Origin of the sequence: Tannerella sp. (assembly GCF_052170195.1) — a bacterium.
GTDB lineage: Bacteria > Bacteroidota > Bacteroidia > Bacteroidales > Tannerellaceae > Tannerella.
Genome location: NZ_JBQNAZ010000019.1, coordinates 29,160 through 52,069, shown reverse-complemented (window position 1 = coordinate 52,069; position 22,910 = coordinate 29,160). Strand labels below are relative to the sequence as shown.

The 22,910-nt window shown below is 52.3% G+C and carries 14 protein-coding genes; 7 read left to right on the top strand and 7 right to left on the bottom strand.

Annotation, left to right across the window (positions count from 1 at the left end; all coding sequences use genetic code 11):
* Together ACTTKA_RS07000 and ACTTKA_RS06995 are read left to right on the top strand one after the other, a co-directional pair.
* Positions 1–677, top strand: a 677-nt coding sequence (locus ACTTKA_RS07000) for a DUF6383 domain-containing protein (protein ID WP_442724471.1), incomplete at its 5' end; no start/stop codon positions are given.
* 199 nt (positions 678–876) lie between these two features.
* Positions 877–1,290, top strand: coding sequence for a lipocalin-like domain-containing protein (locus ACTTKA_RS06995; protein WP_442724470.1), 414 nt, complete (start codon positions 877–879; stop codon positions 1,288–1,290).
* 114 nt (positions 1,291–1,404) lie between these two features.
* Here the strand turns inward: ACTTKA_RS06995 and ACTTKA_RS06990 are convergent, their stop codons facing one another.
* Positions 1,405–2,949, bottom strand: a complete 1,545-nt coding sequence (locus ACTTKA_RS06990; protein WP_442724469.1) for a sulfatase family protein — start codon at positions 2,947–2,949, stop codon at positions 1,405–1,407.
* 342 nt (positions 2,950–3,291) lie between these two features.
* Between ACTTKA_RS06990 and ACTTKA_RS06985 the strand changes: the two genes are divergently transcribed.
* From ACTTKA_RS06985 to ACTTKA_RS06975, 3 genes are all read left to right on the top strand, one after another.
* Positions 3,292–4,548 (top strand): Gfo/Idh/MocA family oxidoreductase, encoded by a 1,257-nt coding sequence (locus tag ACTTKA_RS06985; RefSeq protein ID WP_442724468.1) that lies wholly within the window; start codon positions 3,292–3,294, stop codon positions 4,546–4,548.
* Positions 4,549–4,642: 94 nt separating this feature from the next.
* The gene (locus ACTTKA_RS06980) at positions 4,643–8,119 is read left to right on the top strand and encodes a family 16 glycoside hydrolase (RefSeq protein WP_442724467.1); all 3,477 of its coding nucleotides are present in this window, start codon (positions 4,643–4,645) and stop codon (positions 8,117–8,119) included.
* Positions 8,120–8,189: 70 nt separating this feature from the next.
* Entirely contained in the window at positions 8,190–8,660 is a 471-nt protein-coding gene (locus tag ACTTKA_RS06975; protein WP_314748890.1) for an SPOR domain-containing protein, read from the top strand.
* 434 nt (positions 8,661–9,094) lie between these two features.
* Here the strand turns inward: ACTTKA_RS06975 and lysA are convergent, their stop codons facing one another.
* The 5 genes from lysA to tamL form a co-directional block, all read right to left on the bottom strand.
* Positions 9,095–10,255, bottom strand: coding sequence for a diaminopimelate decarboxylase (lysA, locus tag ACTTKA_RS06970; RefSeq protein WP_442724466.1), 1,161 nt, complete (start codon positions 10,253–10,255; stop codon positions 9,095–9,097).
* A 23-nt stretch (positions 10,256–10,278) separates the two neighbouring features.
* On the bottom strand, positions 10,279–11,610 hold the full coding sequence (locus tag ACTTKA_RS06965) for an aspartate kinase (RefSeq protein WP_442713973.1): 1,332 nt from the start codon (positions 11,608–11,610) through the stop codon (positions 10,279–10,281).
* A 37-nt stretch (positions 11,611–11,647) separates the two neighbouring features.
* A complete protein-coding gene (locus tag ACTTKA_RS06960; protein ID WP_442724465.1) occupies positions 11,648–12,352 on the bottom strand; it encodes a cell division ATP-binding protein FtsE in 705 nt (234 codons plus the stop codon).
* A gap of 212 nt (positions 12,353–12,564) precedes the next feature.
* A complete protein-coding gene (locus ACTTKA_RS06955) occupies positions 12,565–13,416 on the bottom strand; it encodes a hypothetical protein (RefSeq protein ID WP_442724464.1) in 852 nt (283 codons plus the stop codon).
* 94 nt (positions 13,417–13,510) lie between these two features.
* Positions 13,511–15,865, bottom strand: coding sequence for a translocation and assembly module lipoprotein TamL (gene tamL, locus ACTTKA_RS06950; protein ID WP_442724463.1), 2,355 nt, complete (start codon positions 15,863–15,865; stop codon positions 13,511–13,513).
* A gap of 75 nt (positions 15,866–15,940) precedes the next feature.
* Between tamL and ACTTKA_RS06945 the strand changes: the two genes are divergently transcribed.
* Entirely contained in the window at positions 15,941–16,705 is a 765-nt protein-coding gene (locus tag ACTTKA_RS06945) for an RNA methyltransferase (protein WP_442724462.1), read from the top strand.
* Between the two features lie 115 nt (positions 16,706–16,820).
* Here ACTTKA_RS06945 and ACTTKA_RS06940 read toward each other — a convergent pair whose 3' ends face one another.
* Positions 16,821–19,115, bottom strand: coding sequence for a cation:proton antiporter (locus tag ACTTKA_RS06940; RefSeq protein WP_442724461.1), 2,295 nt, complete (start codon positions 19,113–19,115; stop codon positions 16,821–16,823).
* An 81-nt stretch (positions 19,116–19,196) separates the two neighbouring features.
* On the opposite strand from ACTTKA_RS06940, the gene metH reads away from it, so the two are divergent.
* Positions 19,197–22,886: a methionine synthase gene (gene metH / locus ACTTKA_RS06935; RefSeq protein ID WP_442724460.1), complete on the top strand. Its 3,690-nt coding sequence runs from the start codon at positions 19,197–19,199 to the stop codon at positions 22,884–22,886.
* Positions 22,887–22,910: the final 24 nt, after the last annotated feature.

Here is a 22,910-nt window from a genome sequence, read left to right as displayed (position 1 = left end):
CAGGCTACAACCCGTTCGTGCTTTCAGGCCTTCGCAACCGTACCTCGACCGTGCTGTTCAGCCCGCTTAAAGCACAGTACACCCAAGCGCTCGTAATTGATCTGGGCAGTCTAGATAGAATCTACGACGATGTGGTAGATATGGGAGCATACGAATATCATCCGAATATCCACTCTATGGACCTCATCCATTCAGTCATCATCGGTACATATCCGAACATAACAACGTATCCGGGTCAAGGTCTTCACTACACAAAAAGCCAGAAGGACTTTACGATGACGCTCACCCCGGCCGATGGTTACAGTCTGAAATACATTCAGGTAAAGACAAATTCAAAGAAACGGGATGAGGAACAAGGCGGTATCCGCATCACTCATAATGAAGACGGAACGGTAACACTCGTCTTCCCGAAAGTGACCGAGCCGTTGAACATTCAACTTTCCGGTGTGAGTCCCGTCTCGAACATATCGATCGATCACGGCTACGCTATCCGTGCGGAAGAGGGTACGCTTCAGATTCGTACGACAAAAGCAACGGACGTACAGATCTATTCGCTCACCGGACAGTTGGTTCATCGGGCTCGGATTGCCGAAGGACAAACTTCTATTCCGTTAGCACAGGGCATATACATCGTTAGCATCGAAGGCTTAGCCCGACAAAAAGTGGTGATTCCGTAAAAGGACGGAAAGAAAGGTGTACAAAAAGAGCCGTCTCATTTCCGGGACGGCTCTTTTCATCTATTTTCAACCTGCATGCCTTCTCCTATACGATCTTCCATTCTCTGTATTCTTTCCTGTACAAAGACTATACACGGACTGTTTGGGCAAACGAAAAGAGTCTTGTACCTTTGTCGGCGTAAAGAAAAAGAAACAGAACATGAGAGGAATGAAACGAGGCATCTGGATGCTGCTCATCGCATGGCTATGTGTGGCATGCCGGCACGAGATCAGTGACCGGCTGATGGGTAAATGGCAATTGCAAACCGTCGAGACACAAGGGAGCATCGCACAGGTCGATACCGTATGGTATAACTTCCAATCCGAATCGCTGTTCATGTATCAGATATACCGTCCTCTTTCGAACGATTACTTCTACACCTACGGGTATAAGGTGCAACCCGAAGAGCATACGTTGAAATTAGAGCTGACGAATTATACGATTCTGGTCAAGGATTTCCTCCCGCATACCGACTGGCCTAACGCCCGGCGTACTTTTACTGTCGATTACATCGACGGCCGGCGGCTGATACTGCATGCCGGCGACACGACGTATACATTTCGCCGATACTAAAGCTCGCGTCCGATTCAGTTCCTTCTATCCGGAACTAAAAAAGGAGGATGGTCCTCCCGACAGTCCTCCTCCTCAATCACATTAAAAAAACACACGAGAAATACTTCTCGTCGCTTACAGTTCCATTCCCACGCCTTTGCTTTTCTCTTTTTCGAGAATCGTTTTCATTTCGCCGACGATTTCAGGCTTCTCCTTCGCTATGTTGTCGTATTCGCCTCGGTCGGTCGCAATATGGTAAAGCTGCTCTTCGGGATGATTGCCCAGCTCGGTATTTGTCAGCACATTGTAGGGTGAAGCCTGACTTGGCTCGATGTATTTCCATTCCGGCGTTAACACCGTCAGCGACGCGCCGGCACCGATCACATATTCCCTTCCTTTCTGGTCTTTGCCTAACCATACAGATAGCTGGTCGCGACTGTCGGCAGGAATATCCGCGATGTTTTTCGCCCCGACAAGACGGGCCAGCGTGGCCGTCATATCGATTTGCGAAACCAGCGCGGGCGACGTGGCGGCTTTCACCCGTTCGGGCCAGTGTACGATAAACGGCACACGCGTTCCGGCTTCAAACGTACTGTATTTTCCGCCACGGAACGGGCCCCATGGCTTGTGATTCTTGAGACGTGCAACGGCCTCATCGGCATAACCGTCGTCTACTACAGGGCCGTTATCGCTTGAAAGGATGATCAGTGTACGCTCAAAGATACCCGCCTCTTTCAATGCCCGCACAACCTCGCCCACCGACCAGTCGAACTGCACGATGGCATCGCCGCGATGTCCCATATCGGTCTTACCGCGGAAACGAGGGTGCGGGAAACGCGGCACATGCACATCGTTTGTCCCGAAATAGAGGAAGAACGGACGATCTTTGTTCTTCTCGATGAAGCGCACGGCGTGCACCGTGATGCTGTCGGCAATATTCTCGTCTTCCCACAGCGCCGCCTTTCCGCCTTTCATGTAGCCGATGCGCGAAATGCCGTTCACAATGCTCTGGTTGTGCCCGTGATCAGGGCTGGGCTTCAGCTTCGTCAGCAGTTCGGGATTTTCTTTTCCGGTAGGCTCGCCCTCGAAGTTCTGTGTATAGCTGACGGAGATCGGGTCGTTGGGATCGAGGTTGACGGCACGCTGGTTCTCCATGTAAACACACGGCACACGGTCGCCCGTAGCCGCCATGATGTACGAGTAATCGAATCCCACCTCGGCCGGTCCGGGAGCTACTCGCTCGTTCCAGTTCTGTTTGCCGTTCTCGGCGCCCATCCCCAGATGCCATTTGCCTACGGCTCCGGTAGTGTATCCGGCCTGACGGAGTATTTTGGGCAGCGTCAGCCGGTCGGGACGGATGATCAGCGCGGCATCGCCCGCGGCAATCCCCGTGCCTTTTCTGCGCCACGGGTATTCTCCGGTAAAGAGACCGTAGCGCGAAGGAGTGCTGGTGGCGGCAGCCGAGTGCGCATTGGTGAATCGCACGCCGTTGTCTGCGAGCGCATCGGTATGAGGTGTTTGAACGCGGATAGCACCGTAGCATGAGAAGTCGCCGAACCCGATATCGTCAGCATAAATCAATACGATATTCGGCCGTTCGTTCTCTTGCGCCTGCAACGAGGCCAGCGTAAGGGCCGAAGCGGTCAACAGACCGGCTTTCGGAAGAAGATGTTTATTCATATATTTATGTTTTATCATTGATCAATTCAAAAAAGCGTGTTCCGAAGAAAACGACTTTGCCGGAGTGTAATGTTCCGGCAAAGTTAGTCAATTTACCTGTTTCATGCAGCCATTTAGCGCAAATTCGGGTTGATGTCTCCGAAATGTATTTGACATTGGTTTGAACTCCTTCAGAAAGCAGGAACAAGACCGAATTTAGAGAAATGACGAGCACAAACCGATTGGCAGGCACGTTATTTTTTGCAAAGAGAAAAATGCTCCGGCTTAATCACCACATTTTTTTTGTAGATTTGTCAGCCGAAAAAATAAATGAATTGAACTTTCTAATCATACAATTTATCTATGGGAACAAACAGACGGAATTTTCTGAAGACTCTGGGCGGTGCGGCACTTTTCACTATCGTGCCCCGCAACGTGTTGGGGAAAGGATTTATTGCGCCGAGCGACCAGTTGACCAAAGGGATTATCGGTACCGGAAGCATGGGGCGCGGACATCTCAGTTATGCAGGCACACGCCTTGTGGCGGTCTGCGATGTAGACAAAAATCACTTGGAGCTGGGAAAAGCTCTGGTGACCGACAAGATCGCGGCGTATCATGATTTTCGCGAACTGATTACCGACCCGAATGTAGACATCGTGCATATTGCCACCCCTCCGCACTGGCATGGCATCATGGCCGTCGAAGCAGCGAAGGCCGGTAAAGACATCTGGTGTGAGAAGCCGATGACACGTACCATCGGCGAAGGGAAGCGCGTGATGGAGGCGGTGAAACAATACGGCCGGATTTTCCGCCTGAACACCTGGTTCCGTTTTTCCGATCCGTTCTACGGTCTCGGCACGCCGGTGAAGCCGTTGAAGAAACTGATCGCAAGCGGCATGCTCGGATGGCCGTTGAAAGTAACGATCAGCAAATATACCGGCTTCGACTGGAAATTTTATTGGGTGGGCAAGGAAGCATTGGAACCGCAGCCCGTACCGTCGGAGCTCGATTACGATTTCTGGCTCGGCCCGGCTCCTTATAAACCGTACAATGCGCACCGCGTGCATCAGACGTTCCGCGGATACTGGGACTACGATGGAGGAGGACTCGGCGATATGGGACAGCATTATATCGATCCCGTGCAATATTTCCTGATGAAAGACGACACCAGCCCCGTCAAAGTTGAAGTGGATGCACCGCAGCAACACCACGACGCCGTCGGTACATGGCGATCGATCACCTATACTTACGAAGACGGCTGCCAGATCGTGCTCTGGGGAGGCAACTACGGCAACCCCGATACGCCTTACATCACCGGACCGAACGGCAACGTATATAAGAATTTCGTATGTGATATCCCGAACTGGGAGAAGAAACTGGCCGATTATCCCGAACCGGCTCCGCAACAGACCGATTTCATCGAGTGTGTGAAGACGCGTCAGCCGTTCGCGCTGAACGAACGCAACGGTTTCCGCTCGTCGACGATCGTCAATCTGGGCGCCGTAGCGCTCCGGTTAAACCGGACCCTGCACTTCGACCCTGCAAAACTTGAGTTTATCAACGACGAAGAGGCCAACCGGTTACTTGACCAGCCGATGCGGGCGCCATGGAACATCTAACAGAGAAAGTCGGGCGCATGCAGACATCCATCCTTCCGGATGCGAACGGCTGCGTTCCTTTCATGAATTTAAATAATCATCAACTATGAAATCAATGAGAAAGTACTTTATTATATTGAGCAGTGCACTGGCGTTATATGCAGGAAGCCTGACGGCACAGACCCCGGCCAACCGGGCGACGCAAACGGTCATCGCCGATGTGCTGGCGCAGATGCCCGCACACCAACAAACCGACTACAACCGGCTGATGCACGAACTGACCGCCACCGGTGAAGAAGGCGTATTAAGCCTGCTGAAAAGGTTCGATCCTTCGGGCAAAGGCAATAACATCGCTGTGGAATATGCCCTGGACGGATGGGCTAATTATGTGATGGGCCCCGATCAGGCCGCTACCCGTACCGCGATGGAACATGCGTGTCTGAAGGCGCTGGATCAGACGAACGACCGCGAAACGAGAGCTTTTACGATCCGTTTGCTGGAACATATCGGTTCGGACGCCTGTGTCGATAAGTTGTCAAGCTATCTGGCCGACGACGCGTTGAGCGCGCCGGCCGCACAGGCACTTGCCGCCATCGGCAGCGAATCGGCCGCACAGGCTCTGCAGGCAGCCTTGAAGAGCCGCAGCGCGCGGTCGCAGGAAGCCGAACGGAACATCATTCAGGCATTGGGACGTGTCCCCGCAGCCGGTACGGAACCGCTGTTGAAGGCCTTGCTGAACACGAATCAGCCGGAGACCCTGAAGGTACTCTTTGAAACACTGAGCAAAGTAGGGACAAAAGCCTCGCTGCCCGAGCTGGCCGCGGCAGCCCGGAAAGCCGGCTATACGATGGAGAAGACCGGTGCCGGCGAAGCGTATATCCGCCTTATAAACCGCGTCATTGCGCAGGGCGATGTCAAAGAAGGGGTGAAAGCGGCGGCCGATCTCCTCAAGAAATCGACGAATGCCGGACAGACCGGTATCCACATCGCTGCGATGCAGGCCATCATGCGGGCGGCCGACTACAAAGGCGGCCTCAGGATACTGAACGACGCGCTGAAAGACCCGTCGAGGGAGTACCGTTGCGAGGCGTTGCGAGCCTCCTCGCGCTTTGCCGACAAAGCATTATACACCCATCTCATCAAGGCGCTGCCCAAAATGAAACCGGAATTACAGACCGATATCCTGAACTGGATGCGTTGCGAAGCACAGGCGTCCGCCACGAAGCGCAACATGCTCAATACGGTTGAAACGGGTATCGAGACAACCGGCATTCAAACGCTTCAGAAGTTGTTGAACAGTCCCGTATTCCCGGTAAAAGAAGCGGCCGCGATGGTCTTGGTCGAGCTGGGCAACTCGCAATCGATCGCCCCGTTAGCCTCGCTTTTAGCAAGCAGCGACACGAATCTGATCAAACTCGGGCAACAGGCGTTGCGCTCATTTCAGGCCATGCCCCCTCATGGCGATATCGCGCCGGCAGTAGTCAAAACAATACCGTCGGCCTCGGACAGAGGCAAAATCGCCACCCTCGAGCTGCTGTCCACACGTAAAGCCACCGCTTTCCTGAACAATGTGTTGGAGCTGACCCAATCGCCCTCACCCGAAGTAAAAACGGCCGCATTCGCCGCACTCAGGGATGTCGTGGGCGAAAAAGATATCACGAATCTGTGCGGCATGCTCGAAACGGTCGAGCCCTCGGGAGTAGAGGCTGTACAGCAGGCGCTTATCTCGGCGTTATCGTCGCAGACGGCCTCGCAACAGTTTGAAACGCTATCGCGCCGACTGCTCAATGCCGGAGCAGGCAAGAGCCACCTCTACTATACACCGCTGGCAGCTACCGGCGACAAACGCGCGCTGGACATGATCGTGAAAGGATTCGGCGAAAACATCGGCGCAGCCAAAGAAGCCGCTTTCGATGCGCTGCTTCACTGGAACGACATCGAGGCCGCCACTCCGCTGATAGACATCTGTCGTGACGCTTCGGCCTCGGATTATTTCACCCGGGCGCTGGCCGGTTATGTGAAGCTGGCCTCGAACCCCGCCATGACGGGCGAGAACCGTATGATATACCTGCGCAAGGCGCTGGAGCTGGCAAAGACCGACGCCGAGAAACGCCGGATGATCTCGTTGATGGGCAAAACGGGCACGTATTTCGCGCTCCTTTGCGCCGGAGAGTATATGAATGAACCCGCCTTGAAAGAAACTTCGGCCATAGCCGTTATGAATATCGCGCTCGACCATCCGGAATATACCGGCGAGGTGGTGGAAAATCTGCTCAGGCAGGCCGCCGCATCACTGAGCAACCCCGACGCCGACTATCAGCGTCAGTCCATCCGCAAGCATCTTGACGAGATGCCGAAAACACAGAGCTTCGTTCCGCTCTTCAACGGCAAAGACCTGACCGGATGGAAAGGGCTCGTCGGAAATCCGGTCAGCCGCGCAAAGATGAAACCGGCCGAGTTGGCCAAACAACAAGCCAAAGCCGATGAGGCCATGCGTCGCGACTGGAAAGTGGAAAACGGCCTGCTCGTCTTCGACGGAACGGGTTACGACAATATCTGTACCGAGAAACCATACGGCGACTTCGAGATGTACGTGGACTGGATGCTCGACCCCGACGGCAAGGAACCCGATGCCGGCATCTATCTGCGCGGCACGCCGCAAGTACAGATGTGGGATACGTCGCGTGTCGACGTCGGTGCGCAAGTCGGATCGGGCGGACTGTATAACAACCAGACGCATCCGAGCAAACCGCTCACTGTGGCAGACAACAAGCTGGGCGAATGGAACACGATGTACATTAAAATGGTGGGCGACCGCGTGACCGTCAAACTGAACGGTATCCTCGTCGTCGATAATGTCGTGATGGAAAACTACTGGGATCGCTCGCAGCCCGTCCCCGCGCTTGAACAGATCGAATTGCAGGCGCACGGCAGCAAAGTATACTACCGTAACATCTACGTAAAGGAACTGCATCGTCCGGAGCCGTTCCGCCTTTCGGCCGAAGAAGAAAAGGAAGGCTTTCAGATCCTTTTCGACGGAACGAACATGCACGAGTGGACAGGCAATCTGGTCGACTATACGATTGAAGACGGCTGCATCTCCGTAGCCGGCGATACGAAATTCGGCGGTAATCTGTACACGAAAAAAGAATATGCGAACTTCGTCTATCGTTTCGAATTTCAGCTGACGCCGGCGGCCAACAACGGCGTCGGCATCCGCACACCCATGGAAGGCGACGCCGCTTATGTCGGCATGGAGATTCAGGTACTCGACAGTGAACATCCGGTCTATCGCGACCTGCACGAATATCAGTATCACGGATCGGTGTACGGCGTCATCCCCGCGCGCCGCGGATTCCTCAAGCCCACGGGCGAATGGAACACGGAAGAGATCGTGGCAGACGGCAACCGCATCAAAGTCACCCTCAACGGCGAAGTCATCGTGGATGGCGACCTGAAAGAGGCTGCGAAGAACGGCACGATGGACGGCAAGGCCCATCCGGGACTGTTCAACAAATCCGGCCATATCGGCTTTCTGGGACACGGATCGCCCGTGAAATTCCGGAATATCCGTATCCGCGAACTGAAATAAAAAGCAGCATCTAAAGCCTGAATTCAAATTTATTTATATCTTTGCAACATCAATTTTACCATAAACCGATATGAAAAAGTTAGGATTGTTAAGCATGGCTCTTTGCGTGGTGATGATGTGTTGTGTCTCCTGCAAATCGAAACAAAGCGCATACAAAGCTGCTTACGAGCAGGCTAAAGAGCGTGAGATGACGAACTCGGAGCCGGTCGAAGAGCAGATTACACCGGTGACGAAAGCAAAAACCTCGACGGCTACCCGTCAGGAGAAGATTACTCCGATATCCGGCGAGAATCCCGAAGGAATCAAACTCTACAGCGTCGTAATCGGCAGCTTCAAGAATAAGACGAATGCTTACTCGTTGAAAGAGCGGATGCAAAATGAAGGATATATGCCGGTTTTGGGCGAGAACGAACAAGGCATGCTGCGGGTCATTCTGACCAGTCACGAGACACGCAAGGAAGCGGAGAAGAGCCGCGACGCCATACGGGCGAAGTTCTTCCCCAACTTTCAGGACGCATGGCTGCTGGAACGCACCTATTGATCGATAACCCCCTTTGAATAATAGTGTGTAAAGGATGCTTCTTCCGTATGGTGAAGGGCATCCTTTCTTTTGTATTCCCCGTTGCCTGTGCGTATCGAACAATCAGCCTGACGGATGAAACGGCAAAAAAGTACACGCAAAACAGTTCAGAACCTTCTGAAAGTATGAAAATGTACATTGGGAAGGTGTCGGAACTTTCCGAAAGCATGAAAATGTACTTGGGCAAGGTGTCGGAACTTTCCGAAAGTATAAAAAAGTACTTGGGCAAGGTGTCGGAACCTTCCGAAAGCATGAAAATGTTCATCGGCAAGATTTCGGAACTTTCCGAAAGCAGAAAATATTCCTTGGGAAGGTGTCGGAACTTTCCGAAAGCAGAAAAAAGTACTTGGGCAAGGTGTCGGAACTTTCCGAACACTTTGCCCCGGTGTATATCCTCAAGGCAAACGGTCGGAGAAAAAGGCTTTCGGCAACGGCCGGCCATTGTACCGCATGGCCATCACTTCGCCGTATGCTCCCGCCGAACGGAACGCGATCAGGTCGTTACGACGCACTTCGTTCAGTTCAACCTCTTTGCCGAATACGTCGGACGATTCGCAAACGGGGCCGACTACGTCGTAACGCTCCGTCTTCCCCTCGCTCGTGATATTTTCGATACGGTGGTAGGCGTCGTAAAAAGCCGGGCGCAGCAACTCGGTGAAACCGGCATCGAGCACGGCGAACTTCTTCGTCTCGCCCTCTTTCACATACAGCACCCGCGAGATCAGCGAGCCGCACTGTCCGACGACCGCCCGCCCCAGCTCGAAATGAATCTGTTGTCCGGGACGACGGCGAACGAGTTTGTGAAACACCGCGAAATAGCTTTCAAAATCGGGCACATCGAGATGATTCGGATGATGATAGTCGATACCGAGGCCGCCTCCGAAGTTCACATTGCCGACCGTAATACCCTGCGCTTCCAGCTCGTCCTGCAAATCGTTACTGCGGATGCACACATCGCGAAACGCCGACATGTCCGTGATCTGCGAACCGATATGAAAATGCAGCCCTGTGAAACGAACATGTTTCATGCCGCGCATCCCGGCGAAGACGCCGGGCAGCAAGCTCAGGTTGATGCCGAACTTGTTCTCCTGCAAACCGGTCGTGATTTTGGCATGCGTATGGGCGTCGATATCGGGATTGACCCGCAAGGCCACCCTCGCCGTCTGCTTCCGTTCGGCCGCCAGCTCGTCGATGACCCTCAGCTCGGCCAACGATTCGACGTTGAAGCATGCGATGTCGTGTTCCAGCCCCAGCCGGATCTCCCAGTCGGCCTTTCCCACACCGGCAAAGACAATTTTCGACGCCAGGAAGCCGCACGCCAGCGCCGCTTCGATCTCTCCGCCGCTCACGCAGTCGGCGCCGAACCCGCGCGCCGCGATAGCCGACAGGATATGCGGGTTGGCGTTGGCCTTGACGGCGTAATGCTGATGATATCCGTATTTTTCGGTCTCTGCCGTCAGCGCGTCGAGCGTCTTCCGGAGCAAAGCCATATCGTAATAATAAAACGGTGTGTCCTGCTGCCGAAACTGCTTTACCGGGAAAACTCCTTTGATCATGCTACGCCTCCTCTGCCGGGAAATCACGCCTCCGGTGCGTTTTCGTTGAACAGATGATCGCTCAGCGCCTGCAACGCCCGTTGCTTGTCCGAGGCCTTGATGATCAGCGAGACGTTATAGTTGCTTCCGCCATACGAAATCATCCGGACGGGGATATCCTTGAGGGCATGGATGATCCGGGCCTCGAACCCGACATTGTCCCACTCCAGATCGCCGACTACGCAAACGATGACAAGGTCTCGATCGACCGTCACGGTACCATATTTTTTCAGATCGTCTACGATCTCTTCCAGATGTTTCGTGCTGTCGATCGTTACGGACACCCCGACCTCCGAGGTTGTTACCACGTCGATGGGTGTGCGGTGATTCTCGAACGTCTCGAACACTTTACGCATGAAACCGGTGGCCAGCAGCATTCGCCCGCTTTTGATCTTGATGGCGGTGATATGGTCTTTGGCGGCGACGGCCTTGATTTTGCCTTTCTCCGTCACGTTCGAGATCGTCGTACCCGGCGCGTCGGGCTGAAGCGTGTTGAGCAGTCGCACGGGAATGTTATTCTGCTTGGCCGGCAAAATACACGTGGGATGCAGGATTTTGGCGCCGAAGTACGCCAGCTCGGCCGCCTCGTCGAAGTGCAACTGATGCACGGGCGCCGTATGTTCCACCATACGCGGGTCGTTGTTATGCATCCCGTCGATATCCGTCCAGATCTGAATTTCTCCGGCATGAATCGCCGCCCCTACGAGCGAGGCGGTGTAATCGCTGCCGCCCCGTTGCAGGTTGTCGATCTCTCCGTAGGCATTGCGGCAGATGTATCCCTGCGTGATAAACAGGTTCACGTCGGGATATTGCTCGAGCAAGCCGTTCAGTTTCTCCCGGATATAGATCGGGTCGGGGTCTGTGTTCTTGTCTGTACGCATGTAATCGAGCGCGGGAAGCAGGATGGATCGGACGCCCTGCTCCTCAAGATAAAGGTTCATCATTCCGGTCGACATTAACTCGCCCTGCGCCAGAATCACCTTCTCTTCAAACATGGTAAACAGGTCTTTGATCAGCGAGCGAATCTCGTCGAAGTGCAACGCCACAAGCTCTTTCGCCCGCTGCCTGTACGGCGCGGTGCGATACAGTTCGTCGATGACTGCAGTATATTTGAGCGAAAGGGTATTGATGACTTCGTTGGCGCCGTCGGGGTTCTTTTTATAGAGATAATCCGCGATCTCGACCAGCGAATCGGTCGTACCCGACATGGCCGACAGAACGACGATCTTGGGAGTCCCGTCGCAGATTAATCGGGCAACGTCTTTGATCCGCTGCGCCGAACCGACGGATGTGCCGCCGAATTTTAAAACGTTCATTTGCGTCGTGTATTTTGCTGTTATTTGTTGATATAATTCATTTCCGAATGATGGCATTCTCTTGCGGACTCGCAATGTCGTGCAGCCCTGCCTGCTCGCATTTGACGACACGCGCGGGGAAACGCTCCACGATGTTGTAATTATGGGTCGTCATAATCACCGCCGTGCCCCGTTTGCAGATGTCGTGCAGGAGCTGTACGATCTGTCCGCTCGTCTCGGGATCGAGGTTGCCCGTCGGCTCATCGGCCAGAATAATCTCCGGCGTGTTCAACAATGCCCGGGCAATCGCCACGCGCTGCTGTTCTCCTCCCGATAACTCGTGAGGCATCTTGTATCCTTTGTTCGGAATGCCCACCTGCTCGAGCACCTCCTGAATGCGTCCGGCAATTTCTTCTTTTCTGCACCAGCCGGTAACTTTTAATACGAACTCCAGATTCTTGAATACCGATCGATCGGTCAGTAACTGAAAATCCTGAAAGACGATGCCCAGCTTGCGACGCAAATAAGGGATGTCGCGGCGTCGCATGTTGCACAAGTCGTAGCCCATGACCGTCGCCTCGCCTTCCCAGACGGGAATCTCGCTGTACAAAGCCTTCAGCAGGCTGCTCTTCCCCGAACCGACCTTGCCGATGACATAAACAAATTCACCGTTGTGCAGCGTCAACGACACGTTGCGCAAAACGATATTCTCTTCCATGCACAACGTCACGTCCTCCAAGCGGACTAATGTTTTATATTCCATATTCCTTGCCTCTTTTCCCGCATCGACCGCCACGGTACTCCATGCGTTGTATTCCGTAATAACGACGTTTCTCTTATCTGGTTTGTTGTCAGTCGGCAAAGGTAATAAAAACTCTCAGGAAACGAAATTTTTCGATCGAAAATATCTATGCTGTAGTTTCAACTTAAGTGAATAAAAATCGTGGTTCTTTCCACTAAGCAAAGTCACGCTTTCTAATGCTTTTCATCTTGATCTTCGTAGAAATATTGGCAAGGTCCCACACGAGAGTAGACCCCTTGTACATCTCCTTTTGCATCTCTGTATGAACCGCTCTCGATCGGAACATCCGGAAGGTACTTCACCGGAGTACCGTAAATGCCCAGATAATACAGATCCGGATTGATGATCACCTCGTTAGTCAACGGTGATCCGGCATAGCGCAGTACATTGCAGACATAACCTTTATTCTCGATCTTTCGGGACGAAAGCTGAACCGTATAATAACGCCCTTCCGGCTCTTCGATGATAGTAATGCTGTTCGAACGTTTTTTGGCATTCAGATAATCATACTGAAAAAGAACGACTGACCGCTTGTTTAAGATCTCGACCTTCGATAAATACCCGCCCTGATCATAATGATATTTTAATTGAACATACAAATTGCTGTCTTTCCAGACTTCCATATCTTCAACAAATCCGTGATCTTCGAGCGACAGGATTTTATACTCGTATGATTTATCGTAGTACGTATAATCATATCCATACCGGATGTGCGGATGTTTCTTATCCCACGAGATTTGCTTTTGGTCTTCACCAATCATTCCCTTACGAAATCCCACGATCTTTACTCTCCCTGTTTTCTGTTGTTCCAGCATCAATTCGGTGTAAACGGAGTCGAGAGCATACGCTTTCATACCGACGCTAAGCAGGGATGTCTCGATATGAATTCCGTTATTATTGATTCTGTTCCCATGTTCATCGATCTCAATCAGATCGGAGGTGTGCACTTCACATCCTGCCATGCCAATAAACAGGAAGAAAATCCGGAAGTTTTTCCATGCATTCTGTAAATGGTATATGCTCATATTTTTGTCTTTATACGATGCAAAAATAATAAAAAAACAATACACTTAGGAACTTAAAGAATAAATGCTTGTTTTTTTCTTTTTATTTAAGGAATCAGAACGGATATCCGACGGCGAAATGCCATGCGAACTGATCAGTCAAGTTGGGGCGAGTAATTGCCCATTTGCGATGACCGATTTCCTGCGGGTTGTAGGCTTTCATTCCTGTATCAAGACGAATCAGAAAGTAATCGAAGTCGAGTCGCACTCCTAATCCGTACGAGAGAGCGACCTCTTTATAAAAGCGGGTAAAGTCGAAATTCCCTTGAGGCTGATAATCGTATTTGCGGATAGTCCAGATGTTACCCGCATCGATATAGGCGGCCAGCTCAAATTTCCAAAACAGTTTGCTTCGATATTCCAGATTCGCGTCGAGGCGAAGGTCGCCCACTTGATTCACGAACGTCGTAGCATCCGTGATAGGCATGCTTCCGGGCCCCAGCGAACGTACCGACCAGCCGCGGTTACTGTTCGCACCGCCGGCAAAATACCGACGGGTGAAAGGCAGTTCCTTGCTGTTTCCATAAGGATAACCGATGCCGGCACCGAGGTGGAAGGCGAAAGAGTTGCGATTGTCGATCGTCAGGCTTCGTGCAAAATCGATATCGCCTTTGACGAATTGCGAATAATGTGTGCCGAAGAGTTTGTAACGGCCATCGGCATCTTTTTCCGTATTTAACAAGTTCGACAATCCGTACAGAGTATTTCCGGCCAGTTCGAGGGAAAGACGCAAAGAGTAAGTACTTCGCCCGCGTTTCATCGGGTCGTAGTTGTTGAACGAGTAAGTGTACCCGGAGCTGACGATGAACAGGTCGGAATAGTTGTATTTGGCCGTGATTTCCGGCAGGATATTCCAGAATGCCGTATCGATATAGAGCATATAGATATAGTCTACGTCGAGCAGTTTAAACGTATGACGGGCCAGATTATTCGTCCGGTTCTGCCAGATATAGTTCCAGCCTCCGGAAAGGATGGCGCGCCGGTATTCCGGTCGTCGTTGCTGGTCGTAGCTGAATTTAAATTCGGTTGTGGCACGCACTTTTCGACGGAAGTCGTAACTTGTAAACGGAAAAACGAATGTAGGAAAAAGCATGGATGCTTCGCCGGCAAATTCCCAATAGCTCCCCCATCCGGCCTGACTGTTCCCGCCCGATAGCGCTTCATAAGCTCCCCGTACTTTAGCCGTAAAGAGCTCCGAGCCACCGAACAGATTACGATGTTGATAGTTCAGGCTCGATGCGAAGCCCAGATCACCGCTCGAGTTGGTTCCTTCTATTTCGATACCGAAACCTTGCGTTTGGGCCGGAGCGGTAAGGATGGTACAGTCGAGTTTGAGTGTGTCGTTTTCCTCGCGTTCGTCATAGCGGATATTGACGTGGCGCAAGGCTCCCAGATTGGCAAACGCGGAGTATGTCAGTTCCATATTGCGATCGCTGTACAGCTGTCCGGGCAAAAGGTAGGAGCGGCGTGCAAGAACACCCGATCGCAGACGATGTTTTTTAGAGTTGTGGTAAATCCATACGCCACGTTTCCATACGGAGTCGACCGGTGCGATGCGTGTATGTTCGGGTGCTAACGGATCATAACCCGTCACGACACTTACCTTATCGATGTAATAACGCCGGTGAGGACGCTCTTTAATCGAATCGGAGGACATGACCGGACGGAAAGGTTTGATATGCAAATCGAGGTCGACGAATTGTTGATTGTGTGCACTGTCTGCCCAGAAATAAAGATAATCGCGATTAAAGGCATAATATCCGTGTTGGCGCAGCAGGTTGGTAAGACGTTGCCGCTCCTGATCGAGCACGTCCCGATCGAAGAGACTGCCGGACTGTACCAATGGCGTATATTCTTCGGGAGCTAAACGGAACACCCCCTTCAGCCACGATACCTTCGGTGCTTTGAGGTGGATGATACTGTCGATACGCGCATCGTTCACCTGCGTGCGATACTCGCGGATGCGGTAAGGTTCGCCGGCAGTGATCGCATAACGCACAGTCGCTTTTTTACGTTCAGATGTATCAATGGCGTAATGAACGTCGGCGTGTATGAACCCTTTATTGATCATGTACCGGTGAAGTTCTTTATGCGACTGTCCGACAAGGGTTGTGTCAAGAATCTCAGGCGGCTCTCCGATGCGACGCAACAGTTTGTTGAACCATTGCTTTTCGTTTCGTCCCGACCAACTATAGACATACAGCGGCCATTTCAAGATACCGAACACTTTATAATTGGGTTGTTGACGGAGATACGATCTGAGGTCGTCAGCTTTCACGCGGCTGTCATCGACCGAAATGTCCACTTTATCCAGCAGGTATTCATCTTGACCCACATACTTTGTCGTGCTGCACGACCAGCAACATGCAACAAGGCTTATACACAGAATCAGGCGGACATATCGGCTCATATCGTCTTTTAGCAGCACAAATGTACGCGAAATAAATTATTTGACGTACTTTTGAGTTCCTAAAAATGATGCGGCATGTTGAGTAAAGCAAGAATTAAACAGGTACGTGCGCTGGAGATGAAGAAGTACCGGGATGCGCAACAATTGTTTGTGGCAGAGGGTAACAAGCTGGTGGCAGACTTGATGAAGGTTTTCGAATGCGAATGGATGGCAGCCCGCTCGTCGTGGGTCGAGGCACAACCTGACTTATGTATCGGCGAAGTAATCGAAGTCCGTGACGACGAAATGCGTAAGATTAGTCTGCTAAAGACACCTCAGGATGTACTGGCCGTTTTCAGCCGACCCACATACCGGCTCGACGAAGCTGATCCAAACTCACAACTCATCCTTGCCCTCGACGGTATTCAAGACCCCGGCAATCTGGGCACGATTATCCGGATGGCTGACTGGTTCGGTATCGCACACGTCGTTTGCAGTACGGATACGGCCGACGCTTTCGGGCCGAAGGCCGTACAGGCTACGATGGGAGCATTGGCTCGTGTGCAGATCCACTATGCCGATCTCGTCGAATACCTTAAGCAATACCGGACACCGTGTTACGGCACGTTCCTCGACGGTGAGAACCTGTATCGGAAGAAATTGTCGCCTAACGGTATTCTCGTTATGGGTAATGAAGGGAACGGCATTCGGCCGGCTGTCGAGGCGCAGATTAACGAACGACTTTTTATCCCCAACTTCCCCGAAGGACACGAATGTGCGGAATCATTGAATGTGGCAGTCGCCGCTGCCGTCGTTTGTGCCGAATTCCGGCGACAAGCGATACAGCCGCCTGTTTCATGACACGGAACAACGTATCGCCCGCGTATGCCGTCAACGCCTTCCCCCGATTTTACTTGCACCTTGGGAACGCCGTTGTTTCTTTCACATAAAACTATTTGGTCGCAGGAACGCGCGTTTACTCCTTCTCCCGATGGTTAATGATCAGTGTGGAGGGCATATCCTGAAGGGCGTCTTTGCATTCTTCCGAAATAATGTTCCACGCCGTATAGCTGACGAGCATAAAATCATGATCGCTGAACGATTCGCTCATCACGTTCTTTTCGGGCAGTATGTGCGCGTTCTCCGTCTCGTTCGTGAAATCAGTCAGGGTACGGACGATGTGGTCGCTTGGGTCGGAGACGAAATTCGTCCGGTTCAGAAGGCTGACTGTGCCATGCGTCGACCGCAGCAACACGCGCACGTAGTCGAGCAAGATCAGATCGTCCGACGAATTGATCAGGATCAGGATATGGTTCGCCTGTACGAACCCTCGGTTGATGAAGACCCCCACCGACGAGTGACTCCGCTCAATGAATTCCTTCGTTTTATCGTGAATCAGCGATCCGGGCGAGAACAGGTCTTGCACTTTGAGTTTCTTGAAGATTCCGAAGAACGACTTTTGGATACTCCGCGCATCCATATCGGACGAGAGGTTGCTCATCGAGATACCGGCGCCCACAAGCAGGAAGTCGAACGGCTCGTCATTGACGATACGGACGATGGATTCGCTCGCATGATCCGCCACTTCGTAACGCGTATGTATCTGCATATTCAGTTTGCGCGCCTCGTAGAGGATGGGACCGAAACTGACACGCTCAAAATTATCGGTATGCAGCGGGTTGATATCCGCCCCGACCGTCAGGTGCAATGCCGTCAGATCAAGTTTGTCCTTACCCTGCGAGAACATCTGATGCGCCACATCAAGCATAATCTGTCCGTTGCTTGCCCGCCCGAAAGAGAGCAGCACCTTAAACCGCCCTTCTTTAAACTGCTCCATCCGTTGCTGTTTGATCTTCTCACCCGTGCGGAAGCAAAGATGGATGAACTTCAGGAGCGGAGTCGTCATAAACGTGGTGACAAGCGTCATCAAAATTAACATCACGAAGATGGGGGACGGGAGGATTTTCATCTCATATCCGATGGTAAGCGCAATCAGCTCCATCAGTCCGTGTGTGTTCATCAACGCTCCGAGCGAGAAACTATTTTTCCAGCTTTCGTTCTCAAATCGTGCCGAAAGCAACGCGCCGCCGAACTTTCCAACAGTCGAGAAAGCGATGAAGAGCAGGCAGGTCAGCCACATGTCGGGCGAATCAATCAGCCCGATTTCGGTTCGCAACCCTGTCGATGCGAAAAACAGCGGAAGGAACAGCACAAGTGATACATCTTCGACCTTTTCCGTCATAATTTTCCGGAAACGCAAATTCTCCGGCATTACCAATCCTGTGACAAAGGCGCCGAACAGCGCATGCAGACCCAAGATTTCGGTTAGATAAGAAGACATCAGCAAGAGCAGGAACATCAGCATCACGAGCGGTTTACTCACCACCTCCTTGTTATGATACAAGTTGCCGACCATCCGCAACAGCGGACGTACAACAGTAAACATCATCAGGATGTACACGGCTGCAGAAACGATATTATAAACTGCGCTCAGCATCGTACCGGCCTGTGCAACTGCCACCACGATAGCCAGCAGACACCACGCCGTAACATCGCCATTGGCTGCGCTGGCCAGCGCCACCGTGCCCAAATGCGTACGCGTCAGACGATGCTCCTGAATGATGCGTGCCAGCACTGGAAAAGCCGTAATACTCATCGTGATGCCGACAAACAGGGCAAAAGGCAAAAAAGGCGTATGCTGATCGGCATACCGGTCATAGACAAGATAGGCGGCCAGCATGCCGAGGAAGAACGACATCAACATGCACGTATAACTGATCATCATCGTCTCCCGCAATTTCTTGCGTACCACCCCCATGTCTAATTCCATCCCGATGGTGTACATGAAAAGCATCAGTCCGAACTGACTGAACAGGTTAATGTTCGATAACGATTCTTTGGGAAACAGGAACTGTGAAAACTCTGGTGCGAAATGCCCGAGCACAGACGGCCCCAGAATGATTCCCGCCAAAATCTCACCGATCACCATCGGCTGTCCGATCTTCTTGAAAAGCACTCCGACAATGCGGCATGTAATCAGAATGACAATGATTTGCAGCAACAACAATCCGAACGAAGAGTGAACATGCTCAGACACCAGTTGCAGAAAAACGGTAAACCCCTCGGCCAGATTCTTCGGCGCATCCGCCTGCACAACCGCCTCCGTCACCCTCTGATGGCTTTCGCCTTCGCGGATGACGACATACATCAACGACCCGAAAACCAAAATCATCAACGCATAAAACGTGAAACTTTTCGCTCCTTTTTTCATCGACGGATGTTATTTTCGGACAAATGTACACGATAATTTTTAAATTCCGTACTTTTGCATACTTCAAAATACAGTATATTCATGACGAAAAAAACGATACAACAATTACTTGACGAGCGCATCCTGATCCTCGACGGAGGGATGGGGACGATGATACAAGGCTTTAAACTGACCGAAGCGGATTACCGTGGCGAACAGTTTGCCGATTTCCCCGGAGCGCTCAAAGGCAATAACGACCTGCTCAACATCACGCGCCCCGAAGTCATCCGTTCGATACATCGGCAATACCTTGACGCGGGCGCCGACATCTTCACCACCAATACGTTTAATGCTAACGCCATTTCGATGGAAGACTATGGCATGACCTCTCTCGTGCGTGAGATGAATCTCGCAGCCGGACGGCTCACACGCCAACTGGCCGACGACTACATGAACGAACATCCCGAACGTTCCATTTTCGTGGCCGGATCGCTCGGACCGACAAATAAAACCGCCTCGATGAGCCCCGACGTGAGTGATCCGGCTTTCCGAGCCGTCTCATACATGGATTTGTTCCGAGCCTACCATGAACAGGTAGAGGCGCTGATCGACGGTGGTGTAGACCTCATCCTCTTTGAAACAACGTTCGATACGCTGAACGTAAAAGCCGGCCTCGAAGCTGCATTGGACGTGATGCGCACCCCAAACCGGGAACGTCCCATCATGCTCTCTCTGACTTTGTCCGGACAGGGAGGACGTACGTTGTCCGGTCAAACACTCGCTGCTTTTCTGGCCTCCGTCCAGCATATTCCGCTGATGAGTATCGGGCTAAACTGCTCATTCGGAGCAGCCGATATGAAACCGTACCTCAAAGAGCTGGGCGACATTGCCCCGTACTTTATCAGCGCTTATCCAAACGCCGGTTTGCCCAACCAGTTCGGACGATACGACGAGACCCCGGAGAAGATGGCTGCGCAAATCAAAGACTTCATCGACGAGGGACTGGTAAATATCGTCGGGGGATGTTGCGGGACAACCCCCGAGCATATTACCCAATATTCCGAACTCATCCTCCATGCACGTCCGCACATGCCCGTACCTCCACCGGATGCGCTTTGGCTCTCCGGACTCGAACTGTTGGAAGTCAGGCCGGAAAACAACTTCCTGAATATCGGCGAACGCTGTAACGTGGCCGGTTCACGCAAGTTCCTCCGCCTGATCAAGGAGAAGAATTACGAAGAGGCGCTAACCATCGCCCGCAAACAGGTTGAAGACGGCGCGCAAGTGCTCGACATCAACATGGACGACGGACTGCTCGATGCCGTAGAAGAGATAAAAACATTCCTCAACCTGATCGCCTCCGAGCCCGACATCTCACGTGTGCCCGTGATGATCGATTCATCTAAATGGCAAGTCATCGAAGAAGGGCTTATGTGTGTGCAGGGTAAAAGCATCGTCAACTCCATCAGTCTAAAAGAAGGAGAAGAAGAGTTTCTGATACGTGCCGCGAGGATACGGCAATTAGGGGCGGCAACCGTTGTGATGGCGTTCGACGAGCAGGGACAGGCAGACGTTTTCGAACGCAAAATCGAAGTCTGTGAACGCGCTTACCGTCTGCTGACCGAAAAAATCGGGTTTCCTCCACAGGACATCATCTTCGATCCGAACGTGCTGGCTATCGCGACCGGTATGCCCGAGCATAACGGCTACGGTCTCGACTTTATCCGCTCTGTAAAATGGATCAAAAAACATCTGCCCGGAGCGAAGGTAAGTGGCGGCGTAAGTAACCTCTCGTTCTCATTCCGCGGAAACAACTATGTGCGCGAAGCCATGCACTCCGTCTTTCTCTATCACGCCATTCGCGAAGGTATGGATATGGGGATCGTGAACCCGTCGGCATCGGTCACGTATGAAGATATTGAACCATCGTTCCGGAACCTCCTCGAAGATGTGATCTTGGCACGTCGTCCCGAGGCGGCCGAAGAACTGATTGCCTATGCACAGAGTCATATCGAGCAGGCCTCCGGCGAGCAGGAAAAGACACATGACGCATGGCGCGACCGGTCGCTCGACGAACGACTCGAATACGCGTTGCTGAAAGGGATCGGCGATTTCCTTGAAACAGACCTGGAAGAAGCTCTGCAACGGTACGGACAAGCCGTTGCCATTATCGACGGGCCGCTGATGAACGGGATGAACCGCGTCGGCGAGCTGTTCGGTGCGGGAAAAATGTTCCTGCCACAAGTCGTGAAAACGGCACGCACGATGAAGAAAGCCGTCTCCATCCTTCAGCCGGCCATCGAAGCGCAAAAAACATCGTCCGGTGCGGCCAAAGCCGGCAAGGTCGTCTTTGCCACCGTTAAAGGCGATGTGCACGACATCGGCAAAAACATCGTCTCTATTGTACTGACATGTAATAATTACGAAGTGATCGACCTCGGCGTGATGGTGCCGGCGGAAAAAATCATCGAAACGGTACGTAACGAAAAGCCCGACCTGCTCTGCCTGTCGGGACTGATTACCCCGTCGCTCGAAGAGATGGTACACGTAACCGACGAGATGCAGAAGGCCGGCTTCTCTACCCCGATTATGATTGGTGGCGCCACCACCTCGAAGCTGCATACCGCACTGAAAATAGCACCGCATTACGACCATCCCGTGATTCATGTCGTTGATGCCTCGCAAAATCCGCTGATTGCCGCCAAGCTGCTCAACCCCGCCACGCATGATGCCTATGTGAGTGAACTGACGGATGAATACGAGCGTCTGCGTCAAGCCAAATCGAACGAGGAGGTAAAACCCCTCTTGCCGTATGCCGAGGCACAGAAGCTCAATTTACAGACGGATTGGGCGAACTATACGCCTGCCGAACCGAAGAAAAAAGGCTTACAGCTGCTCGCCATCCCTGTGGCCGAAATTGTGCCGTACATCAACTGGGTATTCCTCTTTACGGCATGGAGGATAACCGGCCGTTACGACGATCTGATGCAACTGCATGACTGCCCGGCATGCCGTGCTGCGTGGCTCGAAAAACGTCCGGAGGCGGAACGTGCCAAGGCGAAAGAAGCGCTTAAACTCTATAACGATGCACAGGCTCTCTTGAAGCGGCTGATAGCAGGAAACGCTTGCTGTAAGGCTCTTTATGAGATTTTTCCATCGGTAAGCGAAGGCGACAACATCCGCATTGCCGACACAGTTATCCCTGTCTTGCGCCAACAGTTGCCGAACGACAAAGGACAGTGCCTCTCATTAGCCGATTATGTCATGCCGGCTTCGGAAGGACGGAACGATTATGTCGGCGTATTTGCGGTAACGGCAGGCGATTGCATGGAAGAGTTGCGTGCACGGTATGAACAGGAAGAAGACAGCTATCACCTGATGTTGCTCCAGACTCTCTCCGACCGGCTGGCCGAAGCATCCGCCGAATATCTGCATACGAAAGTGCGTCGTGAATATTGGGGATATGTACCGGACGAAGAGCTTTCCGTCGACGAGATGTTTCGTGCCCATTATCGAGGCATCCGGCCGGCTGTGGGATACCCTTCCCTTCCCGATCAGGGATTGATATTCAGTTTAGACCGATTGATCGGAGTCGACCGCATCGGGATCGCCATCACCGAGAACGGAGCGCTCTCACCCACGTCGTCCGTGGCAGGCTTCTATTTTGCACATCCCGAATCTCGTTACTTCATGATCGGTCGCATCGGAGAGGACCAGCTGACAGATTATACGGCTCGCCGGGGTGAGACAGTCGAACATATCAGGAAATTTCTGGGGAAAGTAACGGAGTAAAGGAAACGGAAAAACCCAATCCTT